The following is a 25,530-nucleotide window of genomic DNA, read 5'->3' on the forward strand; positions in this document are numbered from 1 at the left end:
CCGAAAGATGGGGGATGTATAAAGTGAAACTTTAATCATCTCCCAATGATTTTTTACAGCTTTCATAAAGTGTAACTTTAATCAGTGGGGTTTTGTCCCTTCCCACTGATTATTAGCCCACACCAATTGGGATAATAAATTCCCTTATGAAAAAAAGAGGCAACTAGATCTTACCAATCCAGTTGCTCCAAGAAGTTATATACATCCTCATGTAGCACATCACGTTCTTTATCAAGTGTAATGACATGCGTAGAGTCTTCATACCATTTAATGTCTTTTAACGTAGATTCTACACCGTTATAAATAATGTTAGCACTATCTGTATTAATCATCTCATCATGACGGGCTTGTACAACGAATGTTGGAGCATAAATCATATCAACATTATTGCGTACGTCACGAATCAACTCCTGTAATGCTTTTAATGTATTCATTGGTGTCTGTTTAAATTCAAACATTTCCTGCTCAATTCGTTCTGGTGATTTTTGCTCACGCTTTTTATATTCGCGGGCATATGCCAATATACCTTGGTACATAATTTCTTCACTTTTAATGTACATCGGTGCACACATTGGTACAACACCTAAAATCGGTAATGTATAAGCAAGTTTTAATGAGAATACTCCGCCTAATGATAATCCAACCGCAGCTATTTTCTCGTAACCTTGATCTTTTAAATGCTGGTAGGCATTCATTACATCTTTCCACCAGTCTTCAGGGCCTGTATGAACAAGCTCTTGTGGTGGTACGCCGTGTCCTTTATAAATTGGCGCATGACAAGTATAGCCTTTCTTCTCTAAGAAACGCCCTAGCATGCGTACGTCAGCTGAGTTCCCTGTGAATCCATGTAATAATAAAACAGCGCGGTCTCCACCTTCAAATGTAAATGGTTTCGGAGATGCTAATTTCATCATGTACTTCTCCTCTTTCTCTTCTGTAATCTAGTCGTATTCTTTCTATTCTTAGTGTACCATATTTATAATTCTATAATCTAATTAGAAACTTTTTTTGAATAACAAATCAAAAAAAGAAGAACCATTAGCATAATCCGCTAACGCTTCTTCTTTTACTTTTATAAGTTTAAGTACGTAACAGCAATTGTTAGTACAAAGAACAACACAGCTAAAACAACTGTAACACGGTTTAATACCGCTTCAATTCCACGTGCTTTTTGCTTACCAAATAATTGCTCTGCACCGCCTGAAATTGCACCTGAAAGGCCTGAGCTATTACTAGACTGCATAAGTACCATAACAATCATTAAAATCGATACAATAATAAGTAAAACAGATAATAACGTATGCACTTGGCGTACCTCCTACAAAGATTCAGTTATTTTAAATGTAGCATAAATCCTATAGAAAAGCGAGAGCTATAGAATCGCTCTCGCTTTTCTTCTATTACATAAACACCATTGCGAATAACGGTCCAAGCAAACATGTCAAAATTGCTGTTAATGTCATTGTTACCGATCCAATAACACCTTCATGCTCATTATTTTTCATCGCTCTCATAACACCCATAATATGAGATGCACATCCAAAGCCAATCCCTTTACCAACTGAGTTTGTAACACGGCTCCATTTTAATAAAATTGGTCCTGAAATCGTTCCAGTAATCCCTGCGATAACGACGAAGGCCGCTGTTAAGGACGGGACACCACCAACTTGTTCAGATACACTCATCGCAACTGGCATTGTCACTGATTTTGGTAAAGAAGATAAAATTAAGCTTTTATCTGTTCCCATAAGTGTGGCGATAGCCAAATCACTTGCAATAGCAACTGTTGTACCTACTAATACCCCACCAGCAATTGGTACAACATATTTTTGCAGAACATGACGTTGTTTATAAAGCGGGATTGCAAATGCTACAACACCTGGTCCGAGTAACTTCGCAATCCAGCCACCACCACTTTCCATATAATTTTGATATGGTATATCAAGCATTATAAATAAGAAAGCCATTAATCCTGTTGCAACAAGCATTGGAATGGTAAATGGTGTTGGAAATAATTTGTAGATTTTTTTAGATAATTGATATAATAGCACCGTAAAAAGAACCCAACCGATTCCGATTAATATTTGGCTCATTGTGTCTCTTTTTCCTTTCTATTCGCAAGATATTGTCCTGTATGTCCTGCGACAATAATAATTAAAAACGTACTCGCTACAACTGTAATGAAAAGAGAAATTCCTTTACTCATAAAAAAAGCACCGTAATTCATTAAGCCAAGCGTTGGCGGAATTAATAAAAACGGCATAATAGCAACGAGTGTTTCTGCTCCTAAATCAAACCATTTCACTGGAAGTACTTTTAGGCTAAGAAAAACAAGCAGGAGGAACATCCCAATCAAACTTCCTGGAATCGGAATATTCAACATTTCTTGCACCCAATTTCCAACCATATAAAATACATAAAGAGCAGCAATTTGGACAAGAATCTTTGTAAGTTTCATGTTCATCATCCCTCATGTTTATACGATCTTCTGTTAATATCCTTATCATAGTATAAATTGTAAAAACCTGCAATTTATCAAATCAACAACGAAAATCCACTATATTATACGCTTACACCCTTGATATGACTGCGTTTCCGCATATAATTTATGTCAAAAACCTTGACCTAATATACAAAGTTTATATATTCTGAATTTTGATGGGTATTATTTCAATAAAATAAAATCCTTCACTCCATTTTTCTTCTGCCTTCTCTCTAGCACACATATATATAGATAGGTGGTGAACATATGTCTAAAAAAATTCTTATTTTTTGTGATCCAATCGCGGCTAACATTGTATTACAATCCGCATCCAACATGTACATATACCCGTTAAATGTAACTCAGTATTCCATCGTTACACCTGACATGGCTGAATACATCGAGGCCAAAGGAAAGGCCTCTCTCGTCAAACCTCTATTCGATCATTACTACTATAGGATATTACGAAAAAATTTTACCACAATTAAAAGGCTGCCCTTTTCATGACACGATACCGATATTAGCTTTACTTGATAATTCTATGTTTACCTACTACAAATCACCAATTACCGTCATGACCGAATCTTACGCTCAAGGAGCAAGCATCGGTGATTTCCGCTCTTTAGTAGGATCAAGCCCATTCACCAATCGGCCCTCGCAGCAAATTGCTATCGATTTTGATTATAATCTCTTCTTCAAATACTTCATGTCACTTATGACGGACGAACAATTTTAGCATAAAAAAACAGACCGTGATTTCTCACGGTCTGTCGTTATTTTCTACAATTATCGTTTGATATTGTAGAAAGATTGTAAACCAGCGTAAACAGCGATTTCGCCTAGCTCGTCTTCGATACGTAATAATTGGTTGTACTTAGCAATACGGTCAGTACGGCTCATAGAACCAGTTTTGATTTGGCCAGCGTTAGTTGCAACTGCGATGTCAGCGATTGTAGCATCTTCAGTTTCACCAGAACGGTGAGATACAACTGCTGTGTAACCAGCACGTTTAGCCATTTCGATTGCTTCGAAAGTCTCAGTTAAAGTACCGATTTGGTTAACTTTAATTAAGATTGAGTTAGAGATACCTTTTTCGATACCTTCAGCAAGTTTTTGAGTGTTAGTTACGAATAAATCGTCACCAACTAATTGTACTTTATCACCGATACGCTCAGTTAATAATTTGTGACCATCCCAGTCGTTTTCGTCTAGACCATCTTCAATAGAGATGATTGGGAAGTCTTTGCAAAGCTCTTCGTAGAAATCAACCATTTCTGCAGAAGTTAAGCCAGTACGGCCTTCGCCTGCAAGGTCATATTTACCAGTTTCTTTGTTGTAGAACTCAGAAGAAGCAACGTCCATTCCTAAGAATACGTTCTCTCCAGCTTTGTAACCAGCTTTTTCGATAGCTTCGATGATTACTTCTAATGCTTCACGGTTAGAACCAAGGTTTGGAGCGAATCCACCTTCGTCACCTACTGCAGTGTTAAGACCTTTGTCATGTAATACAGCTTTAAGTGCATGGAATACTTCAGCACCCATACGGATTGATTCTTTGAATGTTGGAGCACCAACTGGTAAGATCATGAACTCTTGGAAGTCAACGTTGTTATCAGCGTGAGAACCACCGTTGATGATGTTCATCATTGGAGTTGGTAATTGTTTTGCATTGAATCCACCAAGGTAACGGTATAATGGAAGACCTACGAAGTCAGCTGCTGCGTGAGCTACTGCCATAGATACACCAAGGATAGCGTTAGCACCTAGTTTACCTTTGTTTGGAGTGCCATCTAATTCGATCATAGCACGGTCGATACCAGCTTGGTCAGTTACGTCGAAACCAACGATTTCTGGAGCGATTGCTTCGTTAACGTTGTTTACTGCGTTCATAACACCTTTACCAAGGTAACGAGATTTGTCACCGTCACGTAATTCTACTGCTTCGTGCTCACCAGTAGATGCACCACTTGGTACGATAGCGCGTCCGAATGCGCCGCTTTCTGTGTAAACTTCTACTTCTACAGTTGGGTTACCACGAGAGTCAAGGACTTCGCGAGCATAAACATCAATAATTGTTGACATAATAAATTCTCTCCTTTTTATATAAGCAAATTATTTAATAATTGTTTTACCTGTCATTTCTTTCGGTTGTTCCACATTTAAAAGTGTAAGCATTGTTGGGGCGATATCTCCTAAAATACCACCTTCACGAAGCTCTACATCATTTTTTGTAACGATGAAAGGAACCGGGTTAGTTGTATGAGCTGTCATTGGGCCACCATCAGCAGTTAACTCCTGATCAGCATTACCATGGTCAGCAGTAATAAGTGCTACACCATCTTTTGCAAGAATCGCTTCTACAACTTTTCCTAAACATTCGTCAGTTGCTTCTACTGCTTTAATTGTTGGTTCCATCATCCCAGAATGGCCAACCATATCACAGTTTGCAAAGTTAAGAATGATAACATCATGTTTATCATTTTCGATGTCATTTACTAAAGCGTCCGTTACTTCATAAATGCTCATTTCAGGTTTCAAGTCATACGTTGCAACCTTCGGTGAGTTAATTAAAATACGCTCTTCTCCTGGGAATTCAGCCTCACGACCACCGCTAAAGAAGAATGTAACGTGCGGATACTTTTCAGTTTCCGCGATGCGAAGTTGCTTTAATCCCGCTTGCGCAACAACTTCACCTAATGTGTTATCAAGGTTCATTGGCTTGAATGCCACGTAACCATCTACAGTTTCACTGAAATGTGTCATACAAACGAATTCAGGAATGTGAGGTACTTTTTCACCACGATCGAACTCACGGAAGTCTTCGTTTGTAAATACACGAGCAATTTGAATTGCACGGTCTGGACGGAAGTTATAGAAGATAACTGCATCATCATTATTGATTGTTGCAACTGGCGTGTCATCTTCGTTAACAATTACAGACGGCAATACGAATTCATCATGAATACCATTTGCATAAGAGTCTTCTACACACTCTTCTGCTGATTTATAAGTAGGGCCTTCACCATTCACCATAGCACGGTAACATTTTTCTACGCGATCCCAACGCTTGTCACGGTCCATGGAGTAATAACGACCAGAGATAGTCGCGAATTGTCCTACTCCTGTTTCTTTAATTACTTCATTTGTTGCATCGATATAACCTTTTGCTGTTTGTGGTCCAACATCGCGGCCATCTAAGAATGCATGGATATATACTTTCTCCACGCCTTCTTTTGCTGCTAAGCGAAGAAGAGCAAACATATGGTTCATGTGACTATGCACACCACCATCAGAAAGTAAACCGAATAAATGAAGAGCAGTACCTTTTTCTTTCACGCTTTTAATTGCATTTTGGAAAGTTTCGTTCTGGTCGAACTCACCCTCACGAATTGCAACGTTTACGCGTGTTAAACTTTGATATACGATGCGGCCAGCACCGATATTTAAGTGACCAACCTCTGAGTTACCCATTTGACCTGCTGGAAGACCTACTTCCTCACCACAAGCTGTAAGCGTTGTGTGAGGGAATTTGTTCCAGTAACCATCAAAATTAGGTTTCTTAGCTTGTGCTACAGCATTCCCGTAAGTTTCTTCACGTAGTCCGAAACCATCAAGAATGATTAAAGCTGTTGGCTTTCTCATTTTACCGCCCCCAGAAGACCTAAGAACGAAGCAGGCTCTAAGCTAGCACCGCCAACTAAAGCGCCGTCGATGTCAGATTGTGCCATATACTCTTTAATGTTTTCTGGTTTTACGCTACCGCCGTATTGAATACGAACAGCTTCTGCAGCTTCTGGAGAAACAGCTTCTGCAACAACTTTACGGATGTGCGCACATACTTCATTTGCATCTGCAGAAGAAGAAGATTTACCTGTACCGATAGCCCAGATTGGCTCATAAGCGATAACAGTTACTTTAACTTGCTCTTCTGTTAAACCTGCAAGTGCTTTTGTCACTTGACCTGCTACTAGATCAAATGTTTTTCCGCTTTCGCGCTCTTCTAAAGTCTCACCACAACAAACGATTGGTGTTAAACCATGTTCAAATGCTGCAAGAGTCTTTTTGTTTACTGACTCGTCTGTTTCAGCAAACATTTCACGACGCTCAGAGTGGCCAAGTACTACGTAGCCTACTTTTAAGTCGCTAAGTGCTACTGGGCTAATTTCGCCAGTGAATGCACCATTTTTTTCGAAGTGCATGTTTTGTGCACCTACTTGTAAGTCAGTTCCTTCAGCCTTTGCTACTAAGCGCTCTAAGAATAGAGCTGGCGAACAAACTACTGCATCAACAGCTGAAGCTGCTGGGATTTGACCTTTAACTTCCTCTACGAAGCTAACTGCTTCAGCTAGAGTTTTATTCATTTTCCAGTTACCTGCGATAATTGGTTTACGCATGCTTTGCACCGTCCTTTTTCTTTGGCTGCTACTTATTTGTCGTTAAGACAAACTACACCTGGAAGTTCTTTACCTTCCATGAATTCTAATGACGCACCGCCGCCAGTAGAAATGTGGCTCATTTTATCAGCCATACCGAATTTTTCAACAGCTGCTGCAGAGTCACCACCGCCGATAACAGAGTATGTACCTTCTGCATCTGCTAATGCTTGTCCTACTGCTTTTGTACCTTCTGCGAATGGAGTCATTTCGAATACACCCATTGGTCCATTCCATACAACAAGCTTAGAGTTTTTAATTACATCTGCATAAATTTCACGTGTTTTAGGACCGATGTCCACGCCTTCCCAAGTAGAAGGAATAGAGTCGATACCAACGATTTGAGTTGTTGCAGTTTCAGAGAATTCCTCAGTGATTACAACATCAACTGGCATGTAGAAGTTTACGCCTTTTTCTTTTGCAAGTTGCATAAATTCTTTAGCTAGTTCAATTTTGTCGTTTTCACATAGAGATAGACCAATTTCATGACCTAAAGCTTTAACGAATGTATAAGCAAGTCCGCCACCGATGATTAAGTTATCTACTTTGTCTAATAGATGACGAATTACACCGATTTTATCTTTTACTTTCGCACCACCAATGATAGCTGTGAATGGACGTTCTGGGTTAGAAAGTGCTTTACCTAATACATCTAACTCTTTTTCCATTAATAATCCAGATACTGCTGGTAGGTAGTCTGCGATTCCTGCTGTAGAAGCGTGAGCACGGTGAGCTGCACCGAATGCATCGTTTACGAAAATATCAGCAAGAGCTGCAAATTCTTTCGCAAGTTCTGCATCGTTCTTTTCTTCGCCCGCATAGAAACGTACGTTTTCAAGAACTACTACGTCGCCTTCGTTCATTGCTGCAACCATTTCTTGTGCAACTGGTCCGAATGCTTCGTCCGCTTTTTTAACATCTTTACCAAGAAGCTCGCCTAAACGTGCTGCCACTGGAGTAAGACGTAATTCTTCTACTGCTTGACCTTTTGGACGGCCTAAATGACTTGCTAAAATTACTTTCGCACCTTGCTCTACTAAATATTGAATTGTAGGAAGAGCTGCACGGATACGAGTTTCATCTGTAATTTTGCCTTCTTTCATAGGTACGTTGAAATCAACGCGGCAAAATACACGCTTACCTTTTAAATCTACGTCACGAATTGATTTTTTGTTCATTGGATTTCCCTCCGACTACTAGTTAGGATTGACAAAACCCATTCAAAAGCTTATCACATTTGCTTCTAAAACGAAAGAAGAGAGAGAGGGAACAAGCCCTCTCCCTCGTTTTGTCATTGATTGCTTATATACTTAAGAATTAAAGACCTTTAGAAGTCATGTATGCAGCTAGGTCTACTACGCGGTTAGAGTAACCAGTTTCGTTATCGTACCAAGAAAGTACTTTAACCATGTTACCTTCCATTACCATTGTAGATAATGCATCGATTGTAGAAGAATCTGTGCAACCGTTATAGTCGATAGATACTAATGGCTCTTCGCTGTATCCAAGGATACCTTTTAATTCGCCTTCAGAAGCTGCTTTGAATGCTGCATTTACTTCTTCAACTGTTACTTCTTTGTCAAGTTCAACAACTAAGTCAACTAGAGAAACGTTAGCAGTTGGAACACGTACAGCGCCGCCGTTTAATTTACCTTTAAGTTCTGGTAATACTAATGCTACAGCTTTAGCAGCACCAGTAGATGTTGGGATCATGTTTTCAGCTGCTGCACGAGCACGACGTAAATCTTTGTGTGGTAAGTCTAAGATTTGTTGGTCGTTAGTGTAAGAGTGAATTGTTGTCATCATTCCGCGTTTTACGCCGAATTTTTCGTTTAATACTTTAGCGAATGGAGCTAGACAGTTTGTAGTACAAGAAGCATTAGATACTACGTTGTGGTTAGCTGCATCGTATTCTTCGTGGTTAACACCCATAACTACAGTGATATCTTCGTCAGAAGCTGGAGCTGAGATGATAACTTTCTTAACTGATCCACCTAAGTGTTTCTCAGCGTCTGATTTTTTAGTGAAACGGCCAGTAGATTCTACTACTACTTCTACTCCGTAGTCGTTCCATGGTAATTGAGCTGGGTCACGCTCAGCGATAACTTTAATTTCTTTACCGTTAACAATGATGCTGTTTTCGTTAGCAGATACTTCTGCATTTAAAGTTCCGTGAACTGTATCATATTTTAAAAGGTGAGCTAATGTTTTAGCATCTGTTAAGTCGTTGATTGCTACTACTTCTACCTCAGAGTTGTTAAGAGCTGCGCGGAATACGTTACGTCCGATACGTCCAAATCCATTAATACCAATTTTAGTCATTTAAATTTCCTCCTTGGGGGATTATATTAAAGGGTAATACCCTTTGTTAATTGTTTTGCTGCACCTTCATCTGTAATTAGAATTGAAGTGTGCCCTTGCTTTATTACAGCCTGTATTGCTTTTGCTTTTGAAGAACCTCCAGCGACTGCGACAACGTGAGATACATGTTGTAAATCTTCAAGTTGCATACCAACTGTTCTTACTTTATGAACAACATTTCCTTGTTCATTAAAGTAGTAACCGAAAGCTTCACCAACTGCTTCGCTTGCCTGAATCTTTAACCAATCTGCTTCTGAAGTATTTCTGCGACGTGCCATTGTTAACGCATCACCGATTCCATGAATGACGATATTGGAAGATCGAATCAACTCAAGAACTTCTTTCACGGAGGGCTCTGTTACAATAGATGCATATGCTTCGCTACTAACGTGATCTGGAACATACAATAAGCGATAATTACTCATCGTATTTTGTGCCATTTTGGCGCAAATGGTATTGGCTTCTAACTCAACACCTTCTCCAATTCCACCACGTGCTGGGACAAATAGCATATGTAAATCCTTGCAATCAAGTTGCATCATGTCCGCAGCAGCAGCTAGCGTACTTCCTCCAGCCACAGCAACGATATTATTCACTGTCAGACGGTCTTTTATACAAGTCACACAAGCACGGCCCATCTCCAGTTTGACCCAAGGTGATTCATCACTATCACCAGGGACAACGAAAACTTCATCCAAGTCTAATGTTTCCTTAAGTTGTTTTTCTAAAACCTTTAACCCGGAAATTTCTTTCATAAAGTCTTCCAAAGCAAGAACTAAAGCTGTTCCTTCTTCTGTCAAAGTCATTCCAGAAGAAGCGACGTGAACTAAGTTTTGTTCTTTCAAAACTTGAACTTCACTTCGCAATACTCGTTCTGTCATACCGAGACTTGCAGATAAGTTTCTTCTTCCAATCGGCTGCATAAGCCTAATGTACTGAAGCACTTGCATTCTCGTTTGCATAACAGGTAGCAGATCAGGTAATAATTTTTTTGTGTTCTGAATCCATGAGCGCATATCTTTTCTCCTCACTACATCGGTTCATTTTCCTTTGTGGTCACTTTATGTCCCGTAGTGACATTTTGCGTCCCACTTAGGTAAAAAAAATAATCCCTGCTACGTGTATTATTGTAACAGGAGACAGAAACTTATTCAACTCTTAACTGCATTGTTTATATAGTTTATTATGACACCTTTGTGAATGTTACCATATTCTACCTGTCTTCCGCCTATTTCTACAACAGGAATCATTAGATGGTATTTCTCTAAAAGGTCATTATCTTCATATATATCTATTTCCTCAATTTGAAAAGAATATTCATATTGTACTTCCTTTAAAACTTGTTTCGCCTTCACGCAAAGACCACAATCTTTTTTTGTATATAGTACAACTTTCATCTTCTTCACCTATCCAATTGTTTTTCTTAGAGACGAAGCAGGAATATGCATTTGTTCTCTATATTTCGCAACCGTTCTGCGAGAAATAACGATTTCATGCTCTTCTTCTAATAATTTTGAAATCTTTTGATCCGAAAGTGGCTTTTTCTTATTTTCTGCTCCAACAAGCGTTTGAATGAATTGTTTCACACGCTTTGTAGAAACCGCCTCATCTTCCGTCGTAGAAATAGAATTACTAAAGAACGATTTCATCTCAAATAAACCATGCGGCGTTTGCACATATTTATTACGCGTTGCACGACTAATTGTAGACTCATGCACACCTAACTCTTCCGCCACCTCTTTTAAAGCAAGTGGTTTTAAATACTCTGGACCTTTCCAGAAGAAATCATGCTGTTTTTCCATAATAATATTCATCACTTGTAAGAGTGTTTGTTTTCTCTGTTTCAAACTGCGCATAATCCATTGCACATGTTGATACTTTTCAGATACATATGAAGCAACTTCACTTTCACTATTATTTAGTAACGCACTATACTCAGAGTGAATCTCAATTCTCGGCATATTCCGTTCGTTCATTTGTAAAACGAGACGATCGCCATCTTTTTTTACCGCCATATCAGGCACAATATAAAGTGGTTTATCAGAAGAAAATGCAAGACCTGGTTTCGGCTGTAATGATGTAATACAGTTCACCGCATCCTGTAATTCCTCGTTAGTACACTTCAACACTTGAACGAGCTTTCGCCAATCTTTCTTAACGAAATAATTAAAATAATCATCTATAATTTCTTCCGCTAAACCATTTCTTCTTTGTAAGCGCTTCAATTGGATTGATAGACATTCCTGAATATTACGCGCACCTACCCCTGCTGGCTCTAACGATTGAACAAGCTCCACAGAACGGTCCACTACATCAATTGGCGCAGAAAGAAGCTCTGATAACTCTTCATTTGTTTCTTGTAAATAGCCATTTCCATCCATGTTCATAATAATGAAAGAAGCTGCTTTTCGCTCTTCTTCATCTATTTTATAATACTGTAGTTGATTTAATAAATGTTGCTGAATCGTTGTAGAATCCACACTGTAGATTTCCATTTGATTCTCGACTTGTTTGCCGGTACTTTTACTTGTGTTAGAGCTCTTTTTCTTCTCCCTCTCGAAACCACCTAACTCAATAAGGGGATTCTCTAACGATTGCTCATATAAAAACTCCGATAATTCTTGTACATTATACTGGAGCATTGTAATCGCTTGCCTTAACTCTTGTGTCATTGCCAAACGTAAGCTTTGTTCTTGTAAAAGACTTGCCTTCAAACTAATCTCCCCCTTGTTTCTATTGTACAATAAGTTTGGTAAAAGGAGAATCCTATCGCAGACACCCATTCCAAAATATTATTAATTTATATGTATTAATGAGATTTACATCTTACAACCGAAAAATGAATAATATTGAAAGAAAATAATAACGCGTAAAAATTATTACCACATACTAATAGTAATTCTTATAACCAGATATAACAAGAGAGAAATAAAAAAAGTCCTAACCTACAAAACGTAAGTTAGGACTTTTTGACGCGCCCAGAGGGATTCGAACCCCCGGCAGACGTGGTACCGGAAACCACCGCTCTATCCGACTGAGCTATGGGCGCATGGTAAAGTTTTATAAACGGTTTATTATCAAGGTTTTAAGCCTTCTTCTATTCCGCTTTTCCACATTTAATTGCTTGCGAAAAACCTCTAATAGAAGTGAAATATAACAAGTAAAGACCTGCTTATTTTCTTCTCATAATAATAGCAATAAAATCCATCTAAATCAATAAAAATATCCCCTTAATCCTTTATATACCTTAGCTAGGAGCCTATAAAACATGTCCTTCCCCTAAATTTTCCAATCATAAATTCACCCCAATTCACAAATTATAATCTTTGAATTGATATTCCAAAGGGGGCTTCATTCAATGACTGTAATTACAAAACTAAAGCAAACTGTTTCTGGATTAAAAAGTGCACAAGCTAGCTTAGAGGGATTCGCTCTTGATACGGATAACCAACAAGCAAAGCAACTTTTCCAAACAGCTGCGCAGCAAACACAAACAATTATCGATTCTTTAAACCCACGTGTTGAAGAAGTCCAGCAAGAAGAACCACAATACACACAGCAATAACCAAAAGTGCCATTTCATCTAATGGTACACAATGTGAGAAAAAGGATGATATGCAGTCATCCTTTTTCTCTCAAATTACATACTGCAATAGAAATGGAATGATTATAATGCGAAAACTCGGCCTCATAACCGCGTTATTTGTTCTTCTATTCGGTTCACTTACCGGATGCGATAATAGCCCGTTAGATAAAAAAGTAAAGAAAGAAGAAGCTAAGCGAACAGATGAAAAAAAGGGCCCTAAGTTAACAAAAATGAGTACAGAATCCTTTAATCAATCTATATCGCAAGACGCTAAGAAAAAAGCCCTAGCTATAGATGGCATTATAAAAGCTACCGCAGTTAATACCAATTTAGATCTTTACATAGCCGTCAAACCTGAACATCATGAAAGATTTGGTTTAAAGCCTTTACGAAGTAAATTAAAAAAGAAATTAAGTGATGAAAATCCTACTTTCGATATTCGTGTAAGTACAGACAAAAAGATTTTTATGCTCCTAGAAGAACTTGAAAACAAAATTAAGAACAAGAAAGTAAGTAAGGATGGCATTAAAGAACAATTGAAACTCATTCAATCAGAAATGGGATCTAATATTTAAGCTTTCTAAAAGAAAAGGAAGGATTGTCATGTCTAGTAAAGATAAAAACTTAACTCCTGTACAACAGGAATATAAAAAATTCGCGCAAGAACGAGAACCGAAGCGTCCTGTCTTAAAAAATTGTATAAAAGCTTTTTTCGTTGGTGGTTTCATTTGCTTCATCGGGCAACTTATTTCTACTTTTTACATCACGTATTTTGATTTCACTGAACGCTCAGCAGGGAATCCGACAGTAGCAACTCTAATTTTCATTTCCATGTTACTAACTGGATTCGGTATATACGATCGCTTTGGACAATTTGCTGGGGCAGGCACAGCGGTACCAGTTACCGGTTTTGGTAATTCTGTTATCGCAGCATGCATTGAACACCGAACGGAAGGGTTCGTCCTAGGTGTTGGCGGTAACATGTTTAAATTGGCTGGCTCTGTTATTTTGTTTGGTGTATTTTCCGCTTTCGTCATCGCACTTATTAAAACGATTCTCGTTCAATGGGGAGGGCTATAAATGTTACAAGGACACCGAACATGGGTATTTGAAAACAAACCAGTCATTATCTCAACCGGGGTAGTCGGTGGACCATTTGAAGCGAAAGGTAATATCCCTGAAGACTTCGACACCCTCCATGAAGATTTATGGCTTGGACAAGATTCTTACGAAAAGGCTCACAAAATTTTATTTGAAGAAGCTTGTAGCCGTGCTACAGAGAAAGCAAAACTTCGAAAAGACGATATTCAATTCGTACTCGCAGGAGATTTAATTAATCAAATAACCCCAACGAGCTTTGCATGTCGTACACTCGGAACACCTTATCTTGGATTATTTGGAGCTTGCTCTACTTCTATGGAAGGATTAGCGCTCGGCGCAAGTATTGTAAATGCAAAAGGCGCAAAATATTTATTAACTGGAGCATCAAGCCATAACGCTGCCGTGGAAAAACAATTCCGTTACCCAACTGAATATGGTGGACAAAAGCCCCCTACTGCACAGTGGACAGTGACCGGTGCAGGTGCAGCAATTTTAAGTGATACAGGAAATGGTCCAAGAGTAACTTCCGCCACAATTGGGCGAGTTGTTGACATGGGTTTAACAGATCCGTTTAATATGGGCGGTGCGATGGCCCCAGCTGCTGTCGATACGATTGAAGCCCATTTACGCGAACGACAAATCGACGCCTCTTATTACGACTTAATCGTAACAGGTGACCTTGGACATGTAGGACGCGAAATCGCTTACGACCTACTACATAAACACGGTACAAAAGTAAAGAGCGAACAATTCCAAGATTGCGGAATCATCATTTATAGAGAAGGTCAACCTGTCATAGCTGGCGGAAGTGGTCCAGGATGTTCTGCAACAGTCGTGTACGGACATTTATTAAATAGAATGAAAAAGGGAGAATTCAAAAAAATGCTAGTTGTTGCAACAGGTGCTTTACTATCTCCACTTACATTCCAACAAGAAGAAACAATTCCATGTATCGCTCATGCTGTATCGATCGAATTTGGAGGTGCAACACAATGATTTTTTTCTGGGCTTTTGTTATTGGTGGACTTATATGTGTAATTGGTCAACTTATGTTTGATGTGGGTAAACTTACTCCTGCCCATACAATGGCAACACTCGTTGTTGTTGGGGCTATATTAGATGGATTCAATCTATATGAACCATTAATTGATTTTGCGGGTGCAGGAGCAACTGTACCAATTACAAGTTTCGGTAACGCCCTCGTTCACGGCGCTATGGAAGAAGCTGCAAAACATGGAATTGTCGGCGTTATTACCGGTATGTTTAAAGTAACAAGCGCTGGTATTTCTGCTGCTATCATTTTTGGATTCATTGGAGCATTGCTATTTAAACCGAAAGGATAAGAGGTGTTTTCATGACTGTTATCGCTAGTGTAAAAACATGCCTCGCTAGTTTAAGGGGGGCTCAAGCAAGCTTAAGTTCCCTTTCGCTAAATTCAGAAGACGAAGAAACAAAACGCGTCTTTCACGAATGCATGTTAGAAATGGACAGCGTCATCGCTGATTTAAAGGATAGAGTTTCATTATTAGAACGTGAAGAACCTCAATATAAAGGGTTTTAAGCAGACTGGAGGAAATTACTATGTCTCATCTACCTGAATGGTCACTTGTCATTCTCCGTTCTGTATTCATATTAATTCTTTTATTCGCTATTACAAAATGGCTTGGAAAAAGACAAATCTCCCAACTTTCCTTTTTCGAATACATAGCTGGAATGACGATTGGTGACATTGCTGCCCAAGTATCTACAGGGCTAGATCAAAAGTTTTTCCATGGTGTATTTGCTATACTTATTTTCGCTTCGGTACCTTTTTTCGTAGGAATTCTTTCCTTAAAAAATAAAGCCGCGAGAGATTTTTTTGAAGGAAAGTCTACAGTCTTAATAAAGGATGGCAAAATACTTGAGGATAATTTAAAGAAAGAAAAATATACAAGTGATGAGTTACTTGAACTTCTTAGAGGAAATGGTGCATTCAGTATAGCTGAAGTCGAATTTGCTGTCTTAGAACCGAGCGGAGAATTAAATGTATTATTAAAGAAAGATTCTCAGCCACTTACAGCAAAAGACATCGGTTTAAAAGTACCGAACGAGAAGGAACCACAAACTGTTATTATGGATGGAAATGTACTAGATGAACCTCTTTCTGCAAGCGGGCACAACCGCGCTTGGTTACATTCTGAATTAGAAAAACTCGGCGTTGTCATTGAAAATGTGTTTCTCGGTCAAGTTGATTCATACGGACAACTTACTATCGACATTTATAATGATAAACTCCAAATGCCTTCTCCTCAAAACAAACCTTTACTATTGGCATCTTTAAAAAAATGCCATGCTGATCTTGAACTATTTTCTTTAGAAACAAAATCGAAATCAGCAAGTGAAATGTATAGTAAAAACGCGAAACAAGTCGAAACAATTTTAAATAAAGTAACCTATCTTTTAAAAGAATAAATACCGAAAGAACGCTTCAGTAAAAAGGCGTTCTTTTGCCCTTTCTACACCTTTAATCACGTTTAAATTTATGTAATTCGGTTATGATGTTGAAGATACATAAGCAGGGAATTTTAAAAACATAGCGAATAAATCATGATACAACTACATATTTTTTTGATTTAAAGTGGTTTCGTTTGACCTTTATTGACCATAATTGTATTATAAACTAATAAAGCTTTCAAAGGAGGAAATAACAGATGAATTTAATTCCTACAGTAATTGAACAAACAAATCGTGGAGAACGCGCTTACGATATTTACTCTCGACTATTAAAGGACCGCATCATTATGCTTGGTAGCGCAATTGATGACAACGTAGCAAACTCAATCGTTTCCCAGCTTTTATTCTTGGAATCTCAAGATCCAGAAAAAGATATTCACATCTATATCAACAGCCCTGGTGGTTCTATCACAGCTGGTATGGCAATTTACGATACAATGCAGTTTATTAAACCACAAGTATCAACAATCTGTATCGGTATGGCTGCATCTATGGGTGCATTCTTACTTGCAGCAGGTGAAAAAGGAAAACGTTTCGCTCTTCCTAACAGTGAAGTAATGATTCACCAACCACTTGGCGGTGCACAAGGTCAAGCGACTGAAATCGAAATCGCTGCAAAACGCATCCTATTCTTACGCGAAAAATTAAACCAAATTCTTGCTGACCGCACAGGTCAACCACTTGAAGTTCTACAACGCGACACAGACCGCGACAACTTCATGACAGCAGAAAGAGCTCTAGAATACGGCTTAATCGATAAGATCTTTACAAATCGTTAATAACTACTAAAAGCGGAAGCGGCTCGTTTAGAATCGCAGGGCGTTGGAGCCCCTGATTCCGAGGCGCTTTTTGCCTCGAATGAAGGGGCGAAACGACCGGAGATTCTAGCCGCTGGAGCTGGATATAACTAAAAGCAGAGGCGGCTCGTTTAGAATCGCAGGGCGTTGGAGCCCCTGATTCCGAGGCGCTTTTTGCCTTGAATGAAGGGGCGAAACGACCGGAGATTCTAGCCGCTGGAGCTGGATATAACTAAAAGCAGAGGCGGCTCGTTCAGAATCGCAGGGCGTTGGAGCCCCTGATTCCGAGGCGCTTTTTGCCTCGAATGAAGGGGCGAAACGACCGGAGATTCTAGCCGCTGGAGCTGGATATAACTAAAAGCAGAGGCGGCTCGTTTAGAATCGCAGGGCGTTGGAGCCCCTGATTCCGAGGCGCTTTTTGCCTTGAATGAAGGGGCGAAACGACCGGAGATTCTAGCCGCTGGAGCTGGATATAACTAAAAGCAGAGGCGGCTCGTTCAGAATCGCAGGGCGTTGGAGCCCCTGATTCCGAGGCGCTTTTTGCCTCGAATGAAGGGGCGAAACGACCGGAGATTCTAGCCACTGGAACTGGATACAACTAAAAGCGGAAGCGCCCTGTCAACAGGGCGCTTTTTTTATTATGTACAAGGGCAGCGCATAACCCACTCAGTATCCAATCAAATATATCGGCGATTTTTTAATTTTATCGGCGTTTCGACACAACTTGTCGACTTACCGACAATTTCCGACAAGCGCGAACTAGCTACATACCCCACCGATCATTCGTTACCCCACACCAGCCAAGCTGCTCACAAATAGCAGAATAAAAAAAGCTATCGCACATTCGCGATAGCCTTTTATTGTACATATGCAGCTAATGCTTCCAAAGCCTCTTCTGCATCTGAACCTTCTGTTGTGATTGTAATCATGCTACCAGTTCCGATTGCTAAGCTCATAATCCCCATTATGCTCTTTGCATTAACTGTCTTTCCATCTTTCTCAATGAAAATATCAGAATGAAAGCGATTTGCCTCTTGTACAAACAACGCAGCCGGACGTGCTTGTAAGCCGTTTTTTAATGCAACTTTAACCACTTTTTGAACCACAGCTCCATTTCCCCTTTAACCTCTTATTTTTTTGCTACCGTTTCCCCCGCGCGTAATTTCTCTGCAATTCCATCGATTTTACGCAAACGATGATTAATACCCGATTTACTAATTTTCCCCCCGGATACCATCTCACCTAACTCTTTCAATGTTACATCTTGATAATCTCTTCGTAACTGTGCAATTTCTCTTAATTTATCTGGCAAAATATCAAGCCCAACGGTCTCATCAATATAGCGGATATTCTCAATTTGCCTTAGCGCTGCACCAATTGTTTTATTTAAATTAGCTGTTTCGCAGTTAACTAAACGATTTACCGAATTACGCATATCGCGAACAATTCGAATATCTTCAAATCTTAAAAGTGCATTATGAGCACCTATAATATTTAAAAATTCTGTAATTTTCTCAGCTTCTTTCAAATACGTAATGTACCCTTTTCTTCTTTCCAACGTCTTACTATTTAAATCAAATCCGTTCATCAGTTCACATATAGAATCATTATGTTCCTTATATAACGAAAAGATCTCTAAATGATAAGATGATGTTTCTGGGTTATTTACCGAACCACCTGCTAAAAATGCACCGCGTAAATACGATCGTTTACAACATTTCTTCTCGATTAATTCCTGCGATATATTTCGAATAAACGAAAAGTCATCTCGAACAATGTGAAGATCTGCTAATATTTCGCGAGACTTCTCAACAAGCCGCACGATATATACATTATTTTTCTTCAATCGCATTTTTTTACGAACAAGTAATTCTACCGTCACATCATATCCTTTTTTCAAGAGCGTATAAATCCTTCTTGCAATTGCTGCATTTTCCGTTTGAATATCGATAGATAGGCGACGGTTTGAAAAAGAAAGCGATCCGTTCATTCGAAGCAACGCCGATAATTCTGATTTCTCACAGCATTCCTTCATTTCAAGGTTGGTCAACTCTTTCTTTGTTTCTGATGCAAATGACACAGTCAACACCTCCTTATACTATTACTTGGGAACAAAAATCTTGTCCTATATGAATGAGGAGCGTTACCTCAAACGAGGCAACGCACATTTATAACAATGAATATAAAATAGAAGCTAACTTTAATGTATCATGTCTTACAACACGCTCATCATATTTCGCTAATCGCTCTTGAATGATTTCGATATTATGTTCAGCAAAACGATCTGTATCCAGTGCAACTGGTTCCGACATTTCTTCCTCATATAACTTACGTAATTCACGAGGAATATCACGATTATTTACAATCGCAGTGTCGATAAATGGTTTACCTAAATGATCATGTAACGCCTGCACATGATCAAACGCAGTATAACCCTTCGTTTCGCCCGCTTGCGTCATAACATTACATACATATACCTTCTTCGCTTTTGCAGCAAGAACAGCATCTCCAATTTTGTTAACAACTAAATTCGGTAATATACTTGTGTACAGACTTCCTGGACCGAAAACAAGCAAATCAGCTCGTTTAATTTCCGTCAACGTTTCACATAACGGTTCTACATCTTCTGGAGTTAAAAAGACACGATTAATCTTCTTCCCGAAATAAGGAATCTTTGATTCACCTGTTACAATTTCTCCATCTTCTAATTCTGCATGAAGTACCGCACTTTGATTCGCTGCTGGTAATACACGTCCTCTGACATTTAATACTTTACTCGTTTCCGTAATCGCGTGGTAAAAGTCTCCTGTAATCGAAGTCATACCTGCCAATAGTAAATTTCCTAAAGCATGCCCTTTCAGTCCGTCTCCAGTTGTAAAACGGTGCTGAAATAAAGCTTCCACTAATGGTTCTACATCCGATAACGCAACAAGTACGTTACGAATATCACCTGGAGGTGGAATTGCTAGCTCATCACGTAGTCTACCTGAACTGCCTCCATCGTCGGCTACTGTTACAACCGCTGTAATATCAACAGGGTATTGTTTTAAACCTCTTAATAAAACAGAAAGTCCAGTTCCACCTCCCATGATAACAATTTTAGGTTTTCTCTCTTTTTTCATCCCTTAATGGCCCTTTCTCTTCTCCACATCACGATGAAATACATGAACGCTATACTCTGGTTTCAAATATTTCCCAAGGTACTCTGTAAGCGTAACAGAACGATGTTGCCCACCTGTACATCCAATCGCAATTACAAGTTGACTCTTACCTTCTCTTTTATAATGAGGCAGCATGAAAGTGATAAGATCCGTCAATTTCTCTAAAAACTTATGTGTTTCATTAAATTTCAACACATACGACGAAACTTCTTCATCCAGTCCTGTTAATGGCTTCATATGTGGAATATAATATGGATTTGGTAAAAAACGAACATCAAATACTAAATCAGCATCAATTGGAATTCCGTACTTAAATCCAAATGACATAACATTTACACGAAATGCTTGCTCAGTTTCTGTTGAGAATAAGTGAACAATTTTCTCTCGTAATTCTTTCGGTTTCAAATCAGATGTATCAAGCACAATATTCGCTCGCGCCTTCATATCAGTTAATAGACCACGCTCAGCTTCAATTCCCTTTAACGGCAAGCCAGTTGGCGCAAGTGGATGTGAACGTCTCGTTTCTTTATAACGAGTTACAAGTGTGCTATCTTTCGCATCTAAAAATAAAATATGAGGAATAATCCATGTACGTTCTGATAAATCATCAAGTGCTCCCCATAAATATTCAAAAAACTCTCGGCCACGTAAATCAATACCGAGTGCTACTTTATTCATTTTACCTTTTGAATCTGCCATAAGTTCAATAAACTTCGGCAATAACATCGGTGGTAAATTATCTACACAAAAATATCCTAAATCTTCAAAACTTTGTAACGCTACCGTTTTTCCAGCTCCAGACATCCCTGTAATAATTACCATTTTTATATCATTATTTTCTGTCATCGTATCCTCTCCTTGCAGGTTTAACTCGGATCTAATCGATATGAAAGCAACTCAAAATCTGGGGTATATACAAATGTACCGTAGATTATACCATTCCCTTTAATTAAATAATCAATAATGTGATAATCTCCTGGTGCCATTGCTAAATCATCAATTTTATCAAATGTATGCCAACCAATGATGCCTTCTTCGCTCTCTAATTTGTTTTCTCCTGCAAAATCTGTTGCTAAAAAGGAGAACATCATCCATTCAGAAACAACTTTATCACCTTCTTGGATGACAAAAGTGAAGACCCCTTTTAATGCTGGATTCTTTAAATAAATACCTGTTTCTTCACGATACTCGCGAACAACGGTATCTCTTACTGTCTCACCACGCTCCATTTTCCCGCCCGGTGCAACCCACCAATTTCGGCGAGGTTTTTGGAGTAAGAGTACTTCATTATCTCTAATTAACACACAGTTTGTCACTCTTTGCATGTTTCTTCACCTCAGCTACTTGCAGCAAAATTTTTCACTGCATACTCATTTCATTATACTATCAAAAACAGTTTGCTACAACGAAGGTGCCAGTCCCCTTTTGCTAAGCAATTGTAAAAAATCTTTCTATAACAAGCAATCAAAATACCTTACTTCCCATGAACAGTACATAAAAATCCCCTTAACGATTTTTATCGTTAAGGGGATTAAAACACTTATTTCTTACCGAAATAAGTAACAACCGCAAATCCTAAAATAAAAGTAATAATTGAACTTACAATTGAAATGCCACCAGTCGGAATGCCAGGGAACACAATGACAATCGACCCGATAACGAGCCCAATAATTGCCGCAAATGTCATACTTTTATAACGATTTAACAAATAACTAATTCCTTTACTACTTACAACAAATCCGGCCATCACACCGGCACCGATAACCACGATTAACGGTAAATTGAGTGTAGTTAAAGCGTTAATTGCTGTTGGATACACACCAATAATTAATAAAATAAACGATCCACTAATTCCAGGAAGAAGCATAGCCATACTAGCCATCCATCCTGCGAAAAATAAACCAATTGCATTTAAAATTGTTAACGTCGTAATCGGATCAGCTGCCTTATCTGGTTTAAAGAATGCTGTTATTGCAACAAGAATTGCTGCAATTATTAACAAGACAATATGACTACCTTTAAACGTTGCCTTTGCATCAGCTTCTCTCATTAACATCGGTAATATACTAATAATTAAACCGAGGAAGAAAAATTGAGTCGGTTCATAATGATTTGCTAATAAATATTTAATAACGTGACTTAACGTTAGAAAAGCTGCCGCTACACCAGCTGCAAGTGGGATTAAAAACGCTAAATGTTTTTTCCATTCACGGCTAAAGAATCCGCTAATTGCTGCGAGCAATTGTTCATAAATCCCTAACACAACAGCGATTGTTCCGCCGCTCACACCAGGAATTAAATCACTAACGCCCATACAAAATCCACGATATATATTACGCCATTCCATACTGAATAAATTCCTCATTTCTTATAGTGATTTTTTCCGTAAAGTCCAGTATATCAATAAGAAATCTTATAATCCTAATTGTTTTTGACAAAACTTTGACATTTCCACAAAAAAAGAAAGCTCCTATCGGTAGCTTTCTTCTCAAAAGGTATATTACCCCTTATTTTTCTGTTACAGTTTTTAATTCTTCTACTAACTCTTCTATATAATGCTGTGCACTCTGCGCTGCAATACTACCATCGCCTGTTGCAGTTACAATTTGACGAAGCATTTTTTCACGAACATCACCAGCTGCGAAAATACCAGGAACTTTCGTTTCCATACGCTCGTTCGTTTCAACATAACCATTTTCATTTGTAATACCTAGCTCAACAAACGGTTTTGATAGTGGTAGCATACCGATGTATATGAAAACGCCGTCAGTTTTAACTTCTTGTTCTTCTCCGCTGTTTACATCTACAAGTGTTACGCTTCCTACTTTACCATTTGCATCGTTAATTTCTTTTATAGTGTGATTCCAAATGAAATCTACTTTCTCATTTTGGAAAGCACGATCTTGTAAAATTTTCTGTGCACGAAGGGTGTCACGACGGTGAACGATCGTTACTTTTGATGCGAAGCGTGTTAAGAACACACCCTCTTCAACAGCAGAATCTCCGCCGCCAATAACAACAAGTTCTTTCCCTTTAAAGAATGCACCATCACATACTGCACAATACGATACACCGCGGCCGCCAAGTTCTGTTTCACCTGGCACACCAATTTTTTTATACTCTGCACCGCTTGCAACGATAATTGCACGTGCTTTATATTCTTTTTTACCAGCAATAATTGTTTTGTACTCTTTACCATCGATGATTGCTTTCACATCACCGTATGCATATTCAGCACCAAATTTCTTCGCATGCTCAAACATTTTATTTGATAAGTCTGGTCCTAAAATAGACTCATAACCTGGATAGTTCTCTACATCTTCTGTATTTGCCATTTGTCCACCTGGAATACCACGTTCAAGCATCAGTGTGCTTAAATTCGCACGAGATGTATATACCGCAGCTGTCATACCAGCTGGTCCTGCACCAATAATAATGACATCATAAATTTTTTCTTCTGACACACTATTCACTCCCATTCATTCATACACATTAAGTTACCCTCATTATACTGTTAGCATCATTTTTTTCCCAATGATTTGCCTACCCTACGTGTGCGTGCGCTTAACAGCCTGCACATACTTTCGTACAGTCGCTACAGATACATTATATACATCACCAAGCTCTGCCTGTGTCATCTTATTTCTTTGTTCGCCGCGCACAATATATTCAATTGCCGCTGACCAACCGTACACATTTGTAAAAGTCGCTCCAGATGTATATAAACGTATGAACGTACAAAACCAAAAATTTAAACACTCTTCGATTAATTCATCGTCTTTTTTCGTATAATTGTATAATGCATCCGCGATTCGTACGCACTGTTCAAATTGCTGTAAATCAGCTGGGATGCTTTTATGACTATTAAGTAAAAAGAAATATTTTGCAAGTTGCGATACGATTGGAACACCATTTTTCGCTTGCGTTACATCAAAGAAGAACCCAACCTTCTCTGGTGTTGACAATTCATTCATTAAATATAAAGCTAGCATTTTCTCTTCTAGCGTCGTACTTTTCTGAAATGATTTTCGTAACTCTTCAAATAAAAGATTTTGTCCTTCATCTGCTAAATTCAGTGCATTCCACGGTTCTTTTCCTTTTTTATCAGGATGCAATTCTACAACATGTTGCCACATTTTTTCAGCTACTTGCTGTTCCTTCACCATATACGCAGAGTATGCAAACCAGTAATAAAAACTAACGTCTCCTTCGTATCCTTGACGCTTTAATACTTTGAACCATTTATATGCAGGTTCAAAATGACCAATTGTTGCAAGCGTTGTTCCAAGTTTCAAACGATGCTCAAATGAAATTGGATATACCGAAACTAACTGCCCTGCTAATGACTCTACTTGCTTATGCTCTCCAATTGAATATAGAAAAATAAGCGTATTACAAAGCGCATGCATATTACCAGGACTTTTCTCTAAAATCATTTCTGTTAACTTAAGCGCTTGATCTACATTACCTGATTGAAAATGTGCAATCGCTAAATTATTATGGCCCGACCAAAATTCTGGATATTCTTTCGTAACAACTTCTAGTGTAGCAATCGCCTCTTCTAATTGTCCGTTACGAATGTAGCGGTTCGCTTCTTCTTGCATAACAATTAGCTCATCTTCATCCTCAATCTCTTCCGCACCCATTGCTTCTTCTTCCATAATCTCAAGCAATTCTAATGTATCTTCTACGAATTCCTTCTCTTCCGTAACTTCTAAATATCGCTCTGCATACTTCTTCGCCTGTTGAAACAAGCCCATATATGCATAATTATTTGAAATAAAATAATAGCATTGCTCAAGTTCAGGATTGGATCTAACAAGCTTTAGAAATATCTGATTCGACTCTTGATATTCACCAGATTCAGATAATGCTATTGCTAGTTGGCATAAAATAAATGGCTCCTTCTCGCTTTGTGACGCTCTTCGAAAATATTTAATTGCATCTTGCAATTTTTGCCCTTTATAAGCCCTCATCCCTTTTTTATAAAAGAAGTCCGCTAATTGATTAAAAGAGATAACTTGTCCGCTCTCCTTATATATTCTTTGATTTTTCCCCATATATCCTCCAGTTTTTTGTTTTCTTCGCTCACACATTCTTCTATCTATAAGTATAA

The 25,530-nt window shown here is 38.6% G+C and carries 28 protein-coding genes, 1 tRNA gene and 1 pseudogene; 9 read left to right on the top strand and 21 right to left on the bottom strand.

The genetic code is table 11. From position 1 onward, the window contains the following. Positions 1-170 precede the first annotated feature (170 nt). The 4 genes from MHB76_RS24325 to MHB76_RS24340 all read right to left on the bottom strand — a co-directional run bounded on the left by MHB76_RS24325 (position 171) and on the right by MHB76_RS24340 (position 2,467). A complete protein-coding gene (locus tag MHB76_RS24325) occupies positions 171-911 on the bottom strand; it encodes an alpha/beta hydrolase (RefSeq protein WP_165497462.1) in 741 nt (246 codons plus the stop codon). Between the two features lie 161 nt (positions 912-1,072). After that, on the bottom strand, positions 1,073-1,306 hold the full coding sequence (secG, locus tag MHB76_RS24330) for a preprotein translocase subunit SecG (RefSeq protein WP_002112793.1): 234 nt from the start codon (positions 1,304-1,306) through the stop codon (positions 1,073-1,075). A gap of 94 nt (positions 1,307-1,400) precedes the next feature. Then, positions 1,401-2,093: an LrgB family protein gene (locus MHB76_RS24335; RefSeq protein WP_002159917.1), complete on the bottom strand. Its 693-nt coding sequence runs from the start codon at positions 2,091-2,093 to the stop codon at positions 1,401-1,403. Further along, positions 2,090-2,467, bottom strand: coding sequence for a CidA/LrgA family holin-like protein (locus tag MHB76_RS24340; protein WP_176107953.1), 378 nt, complete (start codon positions 2,465-2,467; stop codon positions 2,090-2,092). Before MHB76_RS24340 ends, MHB76_RS24335 begins: the two co-directional genes overlap by 4 nt. A 309-nt stretch (positions 2,468-2,776) precedes the next feature. Between MHB76_RS24340 and MHB76_RS24345 the strand changes: the two are divergent. Next, positions 2,777-3,218: pseudogene (locus tag MHB76_RS24345) on the top strand (nucleoside hydrolase); the annotation flags it as partial. A gap of 50 nt (positions 3,219-3,268) precedes the next feature. Here MHB76_RS24345 and eno read toward each other — a convergent pair. The 9 genes from eno to MHB76_RS24390 form a co-directional block, all read right to left on the bottom strand. Further along, positions 3,269-4,564, bottom strand: a complete 1,296-nt coding sequence (eno, locus tag MHB76_RS24350) for a phosphopyruvate hydratase (protein WP_002112796.1) — start codon at positions 4,562-4,564, stop codon at positions 3,269-3,271. Between the two features lie 30 nt (positions 4,565-4,594). Next, positions 4,595-6,124 (bottom strand): 2,3-bisphosphoglycerate-independent phosphoglycerate mutase, encoded by a 1,530-nt coding sequence (gpmI, locus tag MHB76_RS24355; RefSeq protein ID WP_078173401.1) that lies wholly within the window; start codon positions 6,122-6,124, stop codon positions 4,595-4,597. Further along, positions 6,121-6,876 carry a triose-phosphate isomerase gene (tpiA, locus tag MHB76_RS24360; RefSeq protein WP_002159914.1) on the bottom strand — a complete coding sequence of 252 codons (756 nt, stop codon included), beginning with the start codon at positions 6,874-6,876 and terminating at the stop codon, positions 6,121-6,123. The genes gpmI and tpiA overlap by 4 nt, the downstream gene beginning before the upstream one ends. Before the next feature lie 32 nt (positions 6,877-6,908). After that, complete coding sequence (locus tag MHB76_RS24365; RefSeq protein ID WP_002159913.1) at positions 6,909-8,093, bottom strand: phosphoglycerate kinase; 1,185 nt, start codon at positions 8,091-8,093, stop codon at positions 6,909-6,911. Between the two features lie 139 nt (positions 8,094-8,232). Beyond that, positions 8,233-9,237 (bottom strand): type I glyceraldehyde-3-phosphate dehydrogenase, encoded by a 1,005-nt coding sequence (gene gap / locus MHB76_RS24370; protein ID WP_002112805.1) that lies wholly within the window; start codon positions 9,235-9,237, stop codon positions 8,233-8,235. 26 nt (positions 9,238-9,263) lie between these two features. Beyond that, entirely contained in the window at positions 9,264-10,292 is a 1,029-nt protein-coding gene (cggR, locus tag MHB76_RS24375; protein WP_061673724.1) for a gapA transcriptional regulator CggR, read from the bottom strand. Positions 10,293-10,427: 135 nt separating this feature from the next. Further along, complete coding sequence (locus MHB76_RS24380; RefSeq protein WP_002089547.1) at positions 10,428-10,673, bottom strand: glutaredoxin family protein; 246 nt, start codon at positions 10,671-10,673, stop codon at positions 10,428-10,430. Positions 10,674-10,682: 9 nt separating this feature from the next. Then, positions 10,683-11,990 carry an RNA polymerase factor sigma-54 gene (gene rpoN, locus MHB76_RS24385; RefSeq protein ID WP_078173400.1) on the bottom strand — a complete coding sequence of 436 codons (1,308 nt, stop codon included), beginning with the start codon at positions 11,988-11,990 and terminating at the stop codon, positions 10,683-10,685. Between the two features lie 259 nt (positions 11,991-12,249). Further along, a tRNA-Arg gene (locus tag MHB76_RS24390) sits at positions 12,250-12,325 on the bottom strand. A 309-nt stretch (positions 12,326-12,634) separates the two neighbouring features. Between MHB76_RS24390 and MHB76_RS24395 the strand changes: the two genes are divergently transcribed. The 8 genes from MHB76_RS24395 (at position 12,635) to clpP (ending at position 17,235) form a co-directional block, all read left to right on the top strand. Next, complete coding sequence (locus MHB76_RS24395; RefSeq protein ID WP_000216167.1) at positions 12,635-12,841, top strand: DUF1657 domain-containing protein; 207 nt, start codon at positions 12,635-12,637, stop codon at positions 12,839-12,841. A gap of 107 nt (positions 12,842-12,948) precedes the next feature. After that, complete coding sequence (locus tag MHB76_RS24400) at positions 12,949-13,437, top strand: YhcN/YlaJ family sporulation lipoprotein (protein WP_002159909.1); 489 nt, start codon at positions 12,949-12,951, stop codon at positions 13,435-13,437. A gap of 28 nt (positions 13,438-13,465) precedes the next feature. Further along, positions 13,466-13,942 (top strand): stage V sporulation protein AC, encoded by a 477-nt coding sequence (spoVAC, locus tag MHB76_RS24405; RefSeq protein ID WP_002112810.1) that lies wholly within the window; start codon positions 13,466-13,468, stop codon positions 13,940-13,942. Continuing rightward, positions 13,943-14,959 (top strand): stage V sporulation protein AD, encoded by a 1,017-nt coding sequence (gene spoVAD, locus MHB76_RS24410; protein ID WP_002159908.1) that lies wholly within the window; start codon positions 13,943-13,945, stop codon positions 14,957-14,959. Then, the gene (gene spoVAE / locus MHB76_RS24415) at positions 14,956-15,306 is read left to right on the top strand and encodes a stage V sporulation protein AE (protein ID WP_002112813.1); all 351 of its coding nucleotides are present in this window, start codon (positions 14,956-14,958) and stop codon (positions 15,304-15,306) included. The genes spoVAD and spoVAE overlap by 4 nt, the downstream gene beginning before the upstream one ends. An 11-nt stretch (positions 15,307-15,317) precedes the next feature. Then, positions 15,318-15,524 (top strand): DUF1657 domain-containing protein, encoded by a 207-nt coding sequence (locus MHB76_RS24420; RefSeq protein WP_016106600.1) that lies wholly within the window; start codon positions 15,318-15,320, stop codon positions 15,522-15,524. Between the two features lie 20 nt (positions 15,525-15,544). After that, entirely contained in the window at positions 15,545-16,414 is an 870-nt protein-coding gene (locus tag MHB76_RS24425; protein WP_340987904.1) for a DUF421 domain-containing protein, read from the top strand. A gap of 239 nt (positions 16,415-16,653) precedes the next feature. Next, a complete protein-coding gene (gene clpP, locus MHB76_RS24430) occupies positions 16,654-17,235 on the top strand; it encodes an ATP-dependent Clp endopeptidase proteolytic subunit ClpP (RefSeq protein ID WP_001049156.1) in 582 nt (193 codons plus the stop codon). 875 nt (positions 17,236-18,110) lie between these two features. Here clpP and MHB76_RS24435 read toward each other — a convergent pair. From MHB76_RS24435 to MHB76_RS24470, 8 genes are all read right to left on the bottom strand, one after another. After that, a complete protein-coding gene (locus tag MHB76_RS24435; RefSeq protein ID WP_002144903.1) occupies positions 18,111-18,359 on the bottom strand; it encodes an HPr family phosphocarrier protein in 249 nt (82 codons plus the stop codon). A gap of 23 nt (positions 18,360-18,382) precedes the next feature. Then, the gene (gene whiA, locus MHB76_RS24440; protein ID WP_002159905.1) at positions 18,383-19,333 is read right to left on the bottom strand and encodes a DNA-binding protein WhiA; all 951 of its coding nucleotides are present in this window, start codon (positions 19,331-19,333) and stop codon (positions 18,383-18,385) included. Between the two features lie 88 nt (positions 19,334-19,421). After that, positions 19,422-20,375: a gluconeogenesis factor YvcK family protein gene (locus MHB76_RS24445; RefSeq protein WP_002159904.1), complete on the bottom strand. Its 954-nt coding sequence runs from the start codon at positions 20,373-20,375 to the stop codon at positions 19,422-19,424. A 3-nt stretch (positions 20,376-20,378) separates the two neighbouring features. After that, positions 20,379-21,260, bottom strand: coding sequence for an RNase adapter RapZ (gene rapZ / locus MHB76_RS24450; RefSeq protein WP_340987906.1), 882 nt, complete (start codon positions 21,258-21,260; stop codon positions 20,379-20,381). Between the two features lie 20 nt (positions 21,261-21,280). Continuing rightward, positions 21,281-21,739, bottom strand: a complete 459-nt coding sequence (locus MHB76_RS24455) for an NUDIX hydrolase (RefSeq protein ID WP_002124062.1) — start codon at positions 21,737-21,739, stop codon at positions 21,281-21,283. A gap of 215 nt (positions 21,740-21,954) precedes the next feature. Beyond that, positions 21,955-22,761, bottom strand: coding sequence for an undecaprenyl phosphate translocase family protein (locus MHB76_RS24460; protein WP_199709909.1), 807 nt, complete (start codon positions 22,759-22,761; stop codon positions 21,955-21,957). A gap of 160 nt (positions 22,762-22,921) precedes the next feature. Then, positions 22,922-23,878, bottom strand: coding sequence for a thioredoxin-disulfide reductase (trxB, locus tag MHB76_RS24465; RefSeq protein WP_002089563.1), 957 nt, complete (start codon positions 23,876-23,878; stop codon positions 22,922-22,924). A gap of 84 nt (positions 23,879-23,962) precedes the next feature. Then, positions 23,963-25,474 (bottom strand): tetratricopeptide repeat protein, encoded by a 1,512-nt coding sequence (locus tag MHB76_RS24470; protein ID WP_078173398.1) that lies wholly within the window; start codon positions 25,472-25,474, stop codon positions 23,963-23,965. Between the last annotated feature and the right edge of the window lie 56 nt (positions 25,475-25,530).

The organism is Bacillus sp. FSL M7-1345, from assembly GCF_038006985.1.
In the GTDB taxonomy this organism is placed as follows: domain Bacteria; phylum Bacillota; class Bacilli; order Bacillales; family Bacillaceae_G; genus Bacillus_A; species Bacillus_A cereus_U.

Bases quoted from the DNA above. Each gene is read 5' to 3' on its own strand.
- gpmI (WP_078173401.1), bottom strand. From the start codon at position 6,124: ATGAGAAAGCCAACAGCTTTAATCATTCTTGATGGTTTCGGACTACGT.
- MHB76_RS24325 (WP_165497462.1), bottom strand. From the start codon at position 911: ATGAAATTAGCATCTCCGAAACCATTTACATTTGAAGGTGGAGACCGC.
- MHB76_RS24470 (WP_078173398.1), bottom strand. From the start codon at position 25,474: ATGGGGAAAAATCAAAGAATATATAAGGAGAGCGGACAAGTTATCTCT.
- cggR (WP_061673724.1), bottom strand. From the start codon at position 10,292: ATGCGCTCATGGATTCAGAACACAAAAAAATTATTACCTGATCTGCTA.
- MHB76_RS24420 (WP_016106600.1), top strand. From the start codon at position 15,318: ATGACTGTTATCGCTAGTGTAAAAACATGCCTCGCTAGTTTAAGGGGG.
- MHB76_RS24380 (WP_002089547.1), bottom strand. From the start codon at position 10,673: ATGAAAGTTGTACTATATACAAAAAAAGATTGTGGTCTTTGCGTGAAG.
- spoVAE (WP_002112813.1), top strand. From the start codon at position 14,956: ATGATTTTTTTCTGGGCTTTTGTTATTGGTGGACTTATATGTGTAATT.
- gap (WP_002112805.1), bottom strand. From the start codon at position 9,237: ATGACTAAAATTGGTATTAATGGATTTGGACGTATCGGACGTAACGTA.
- MHB76_RS24445 (WP_002159904.1), bottom strand. From the start codon at position 20,375: ATGAAAAAAGAGAGAAAACCTAAAATTGTTATCATGGGAGGTGGAACT.
- MHB76_RS24455 (WP_002124062.1), bottom strand. From the start codon at position 21,739: ATGCAAAGAGTGACAAACTGTGTGTTAATTAGAGATAATGAAGTACTC.
- MHB76_RS24460 (WP_199709909.1), bottom strand. From the start codon at position 22,761: ATGGAATGGCGTAATATATATCGTGGATTTTGTATGGGCGTTAGTGAT.
- tpiA (WP_002159914.1), bottom strand. From the start codon at position 6,876: ATGCGTAAACCAATTATCGCAGGTAACTGGAAAATGAATAAAACTCTA.
- spoVAC (WP_002112810.1), top strand. From the start codon at position 13,466: ATGTCTAGTAAAGATAAAAACTTAACTCCTGTACAACAGGAATATAAA.
- MHB76_RS24365 (WP_002159913.1), bottom strand. From the start codon at position 8,093: ATGAACAAAAAATCAATTCGTGACGTAGATTTAAAAGGTAAGCGTGTA.
- MHB76_RS24400 (WP_002159909.1), top strand. From the start codon at position 12,949: ATGCGAAAACTCGGCCTCATAACCGCGTTATTTGTTCTTCTATTCGGT.
- spoVAD (WP_002159908.1), top strand. From the start codon at position 13,943: ATGTTACAAGGACACCGAACATGGGTATTTGAAAACAAACCAGTCATT.
- MHB76_RS24340 (WP_176107953.1), bottom strand. From the start codon at position 2,467: ATGATGAACATGAAACTTACAAAGATTCTTGTCCAAATTGCTGCTCTT.
- clpP (WP_001049156.1), top strand. From the start codon at position 16,654: ATGAATTTAATTCCTACAGTAATTGAACAAACAAATCGTGGAGAACGC.
- MHB76_RS24335 (WP_002159917.1), bottom strand. From the start codon at position 2,093: ATGAGCCAAATATTAATCGGAATCGGTTGGGTTCTTTTTACGGTGCTA.
- MHB76_RS24425 (WP_340987904.1), top strand. From the start codon at position 15,545: ATGTCTCATCTACCTGAATGGTCACTTGTCATTCTCCGTTCTGTATTC.
- MHB76_RS24395 (WP_000216167.1), top strand. From the start codon at position 12,635: ATGACTGTAATTACAAAACTAAAGCAAACTGTTTCTGGATTAAAAAGT.
- eno (WP_002112796.1), bottom strand. From the start codon at position 4,564: ATGTCAACAATTATTGATGTTTATGCTCGCGAAGTCCTTGACTCTCGT.
- rapZ (WP_340987906.1), bottom strand. From the start codon at position 21,260: ATGACAGAAAATAATGATATAAAAATGGTAATTATTACAGGGATGTCT.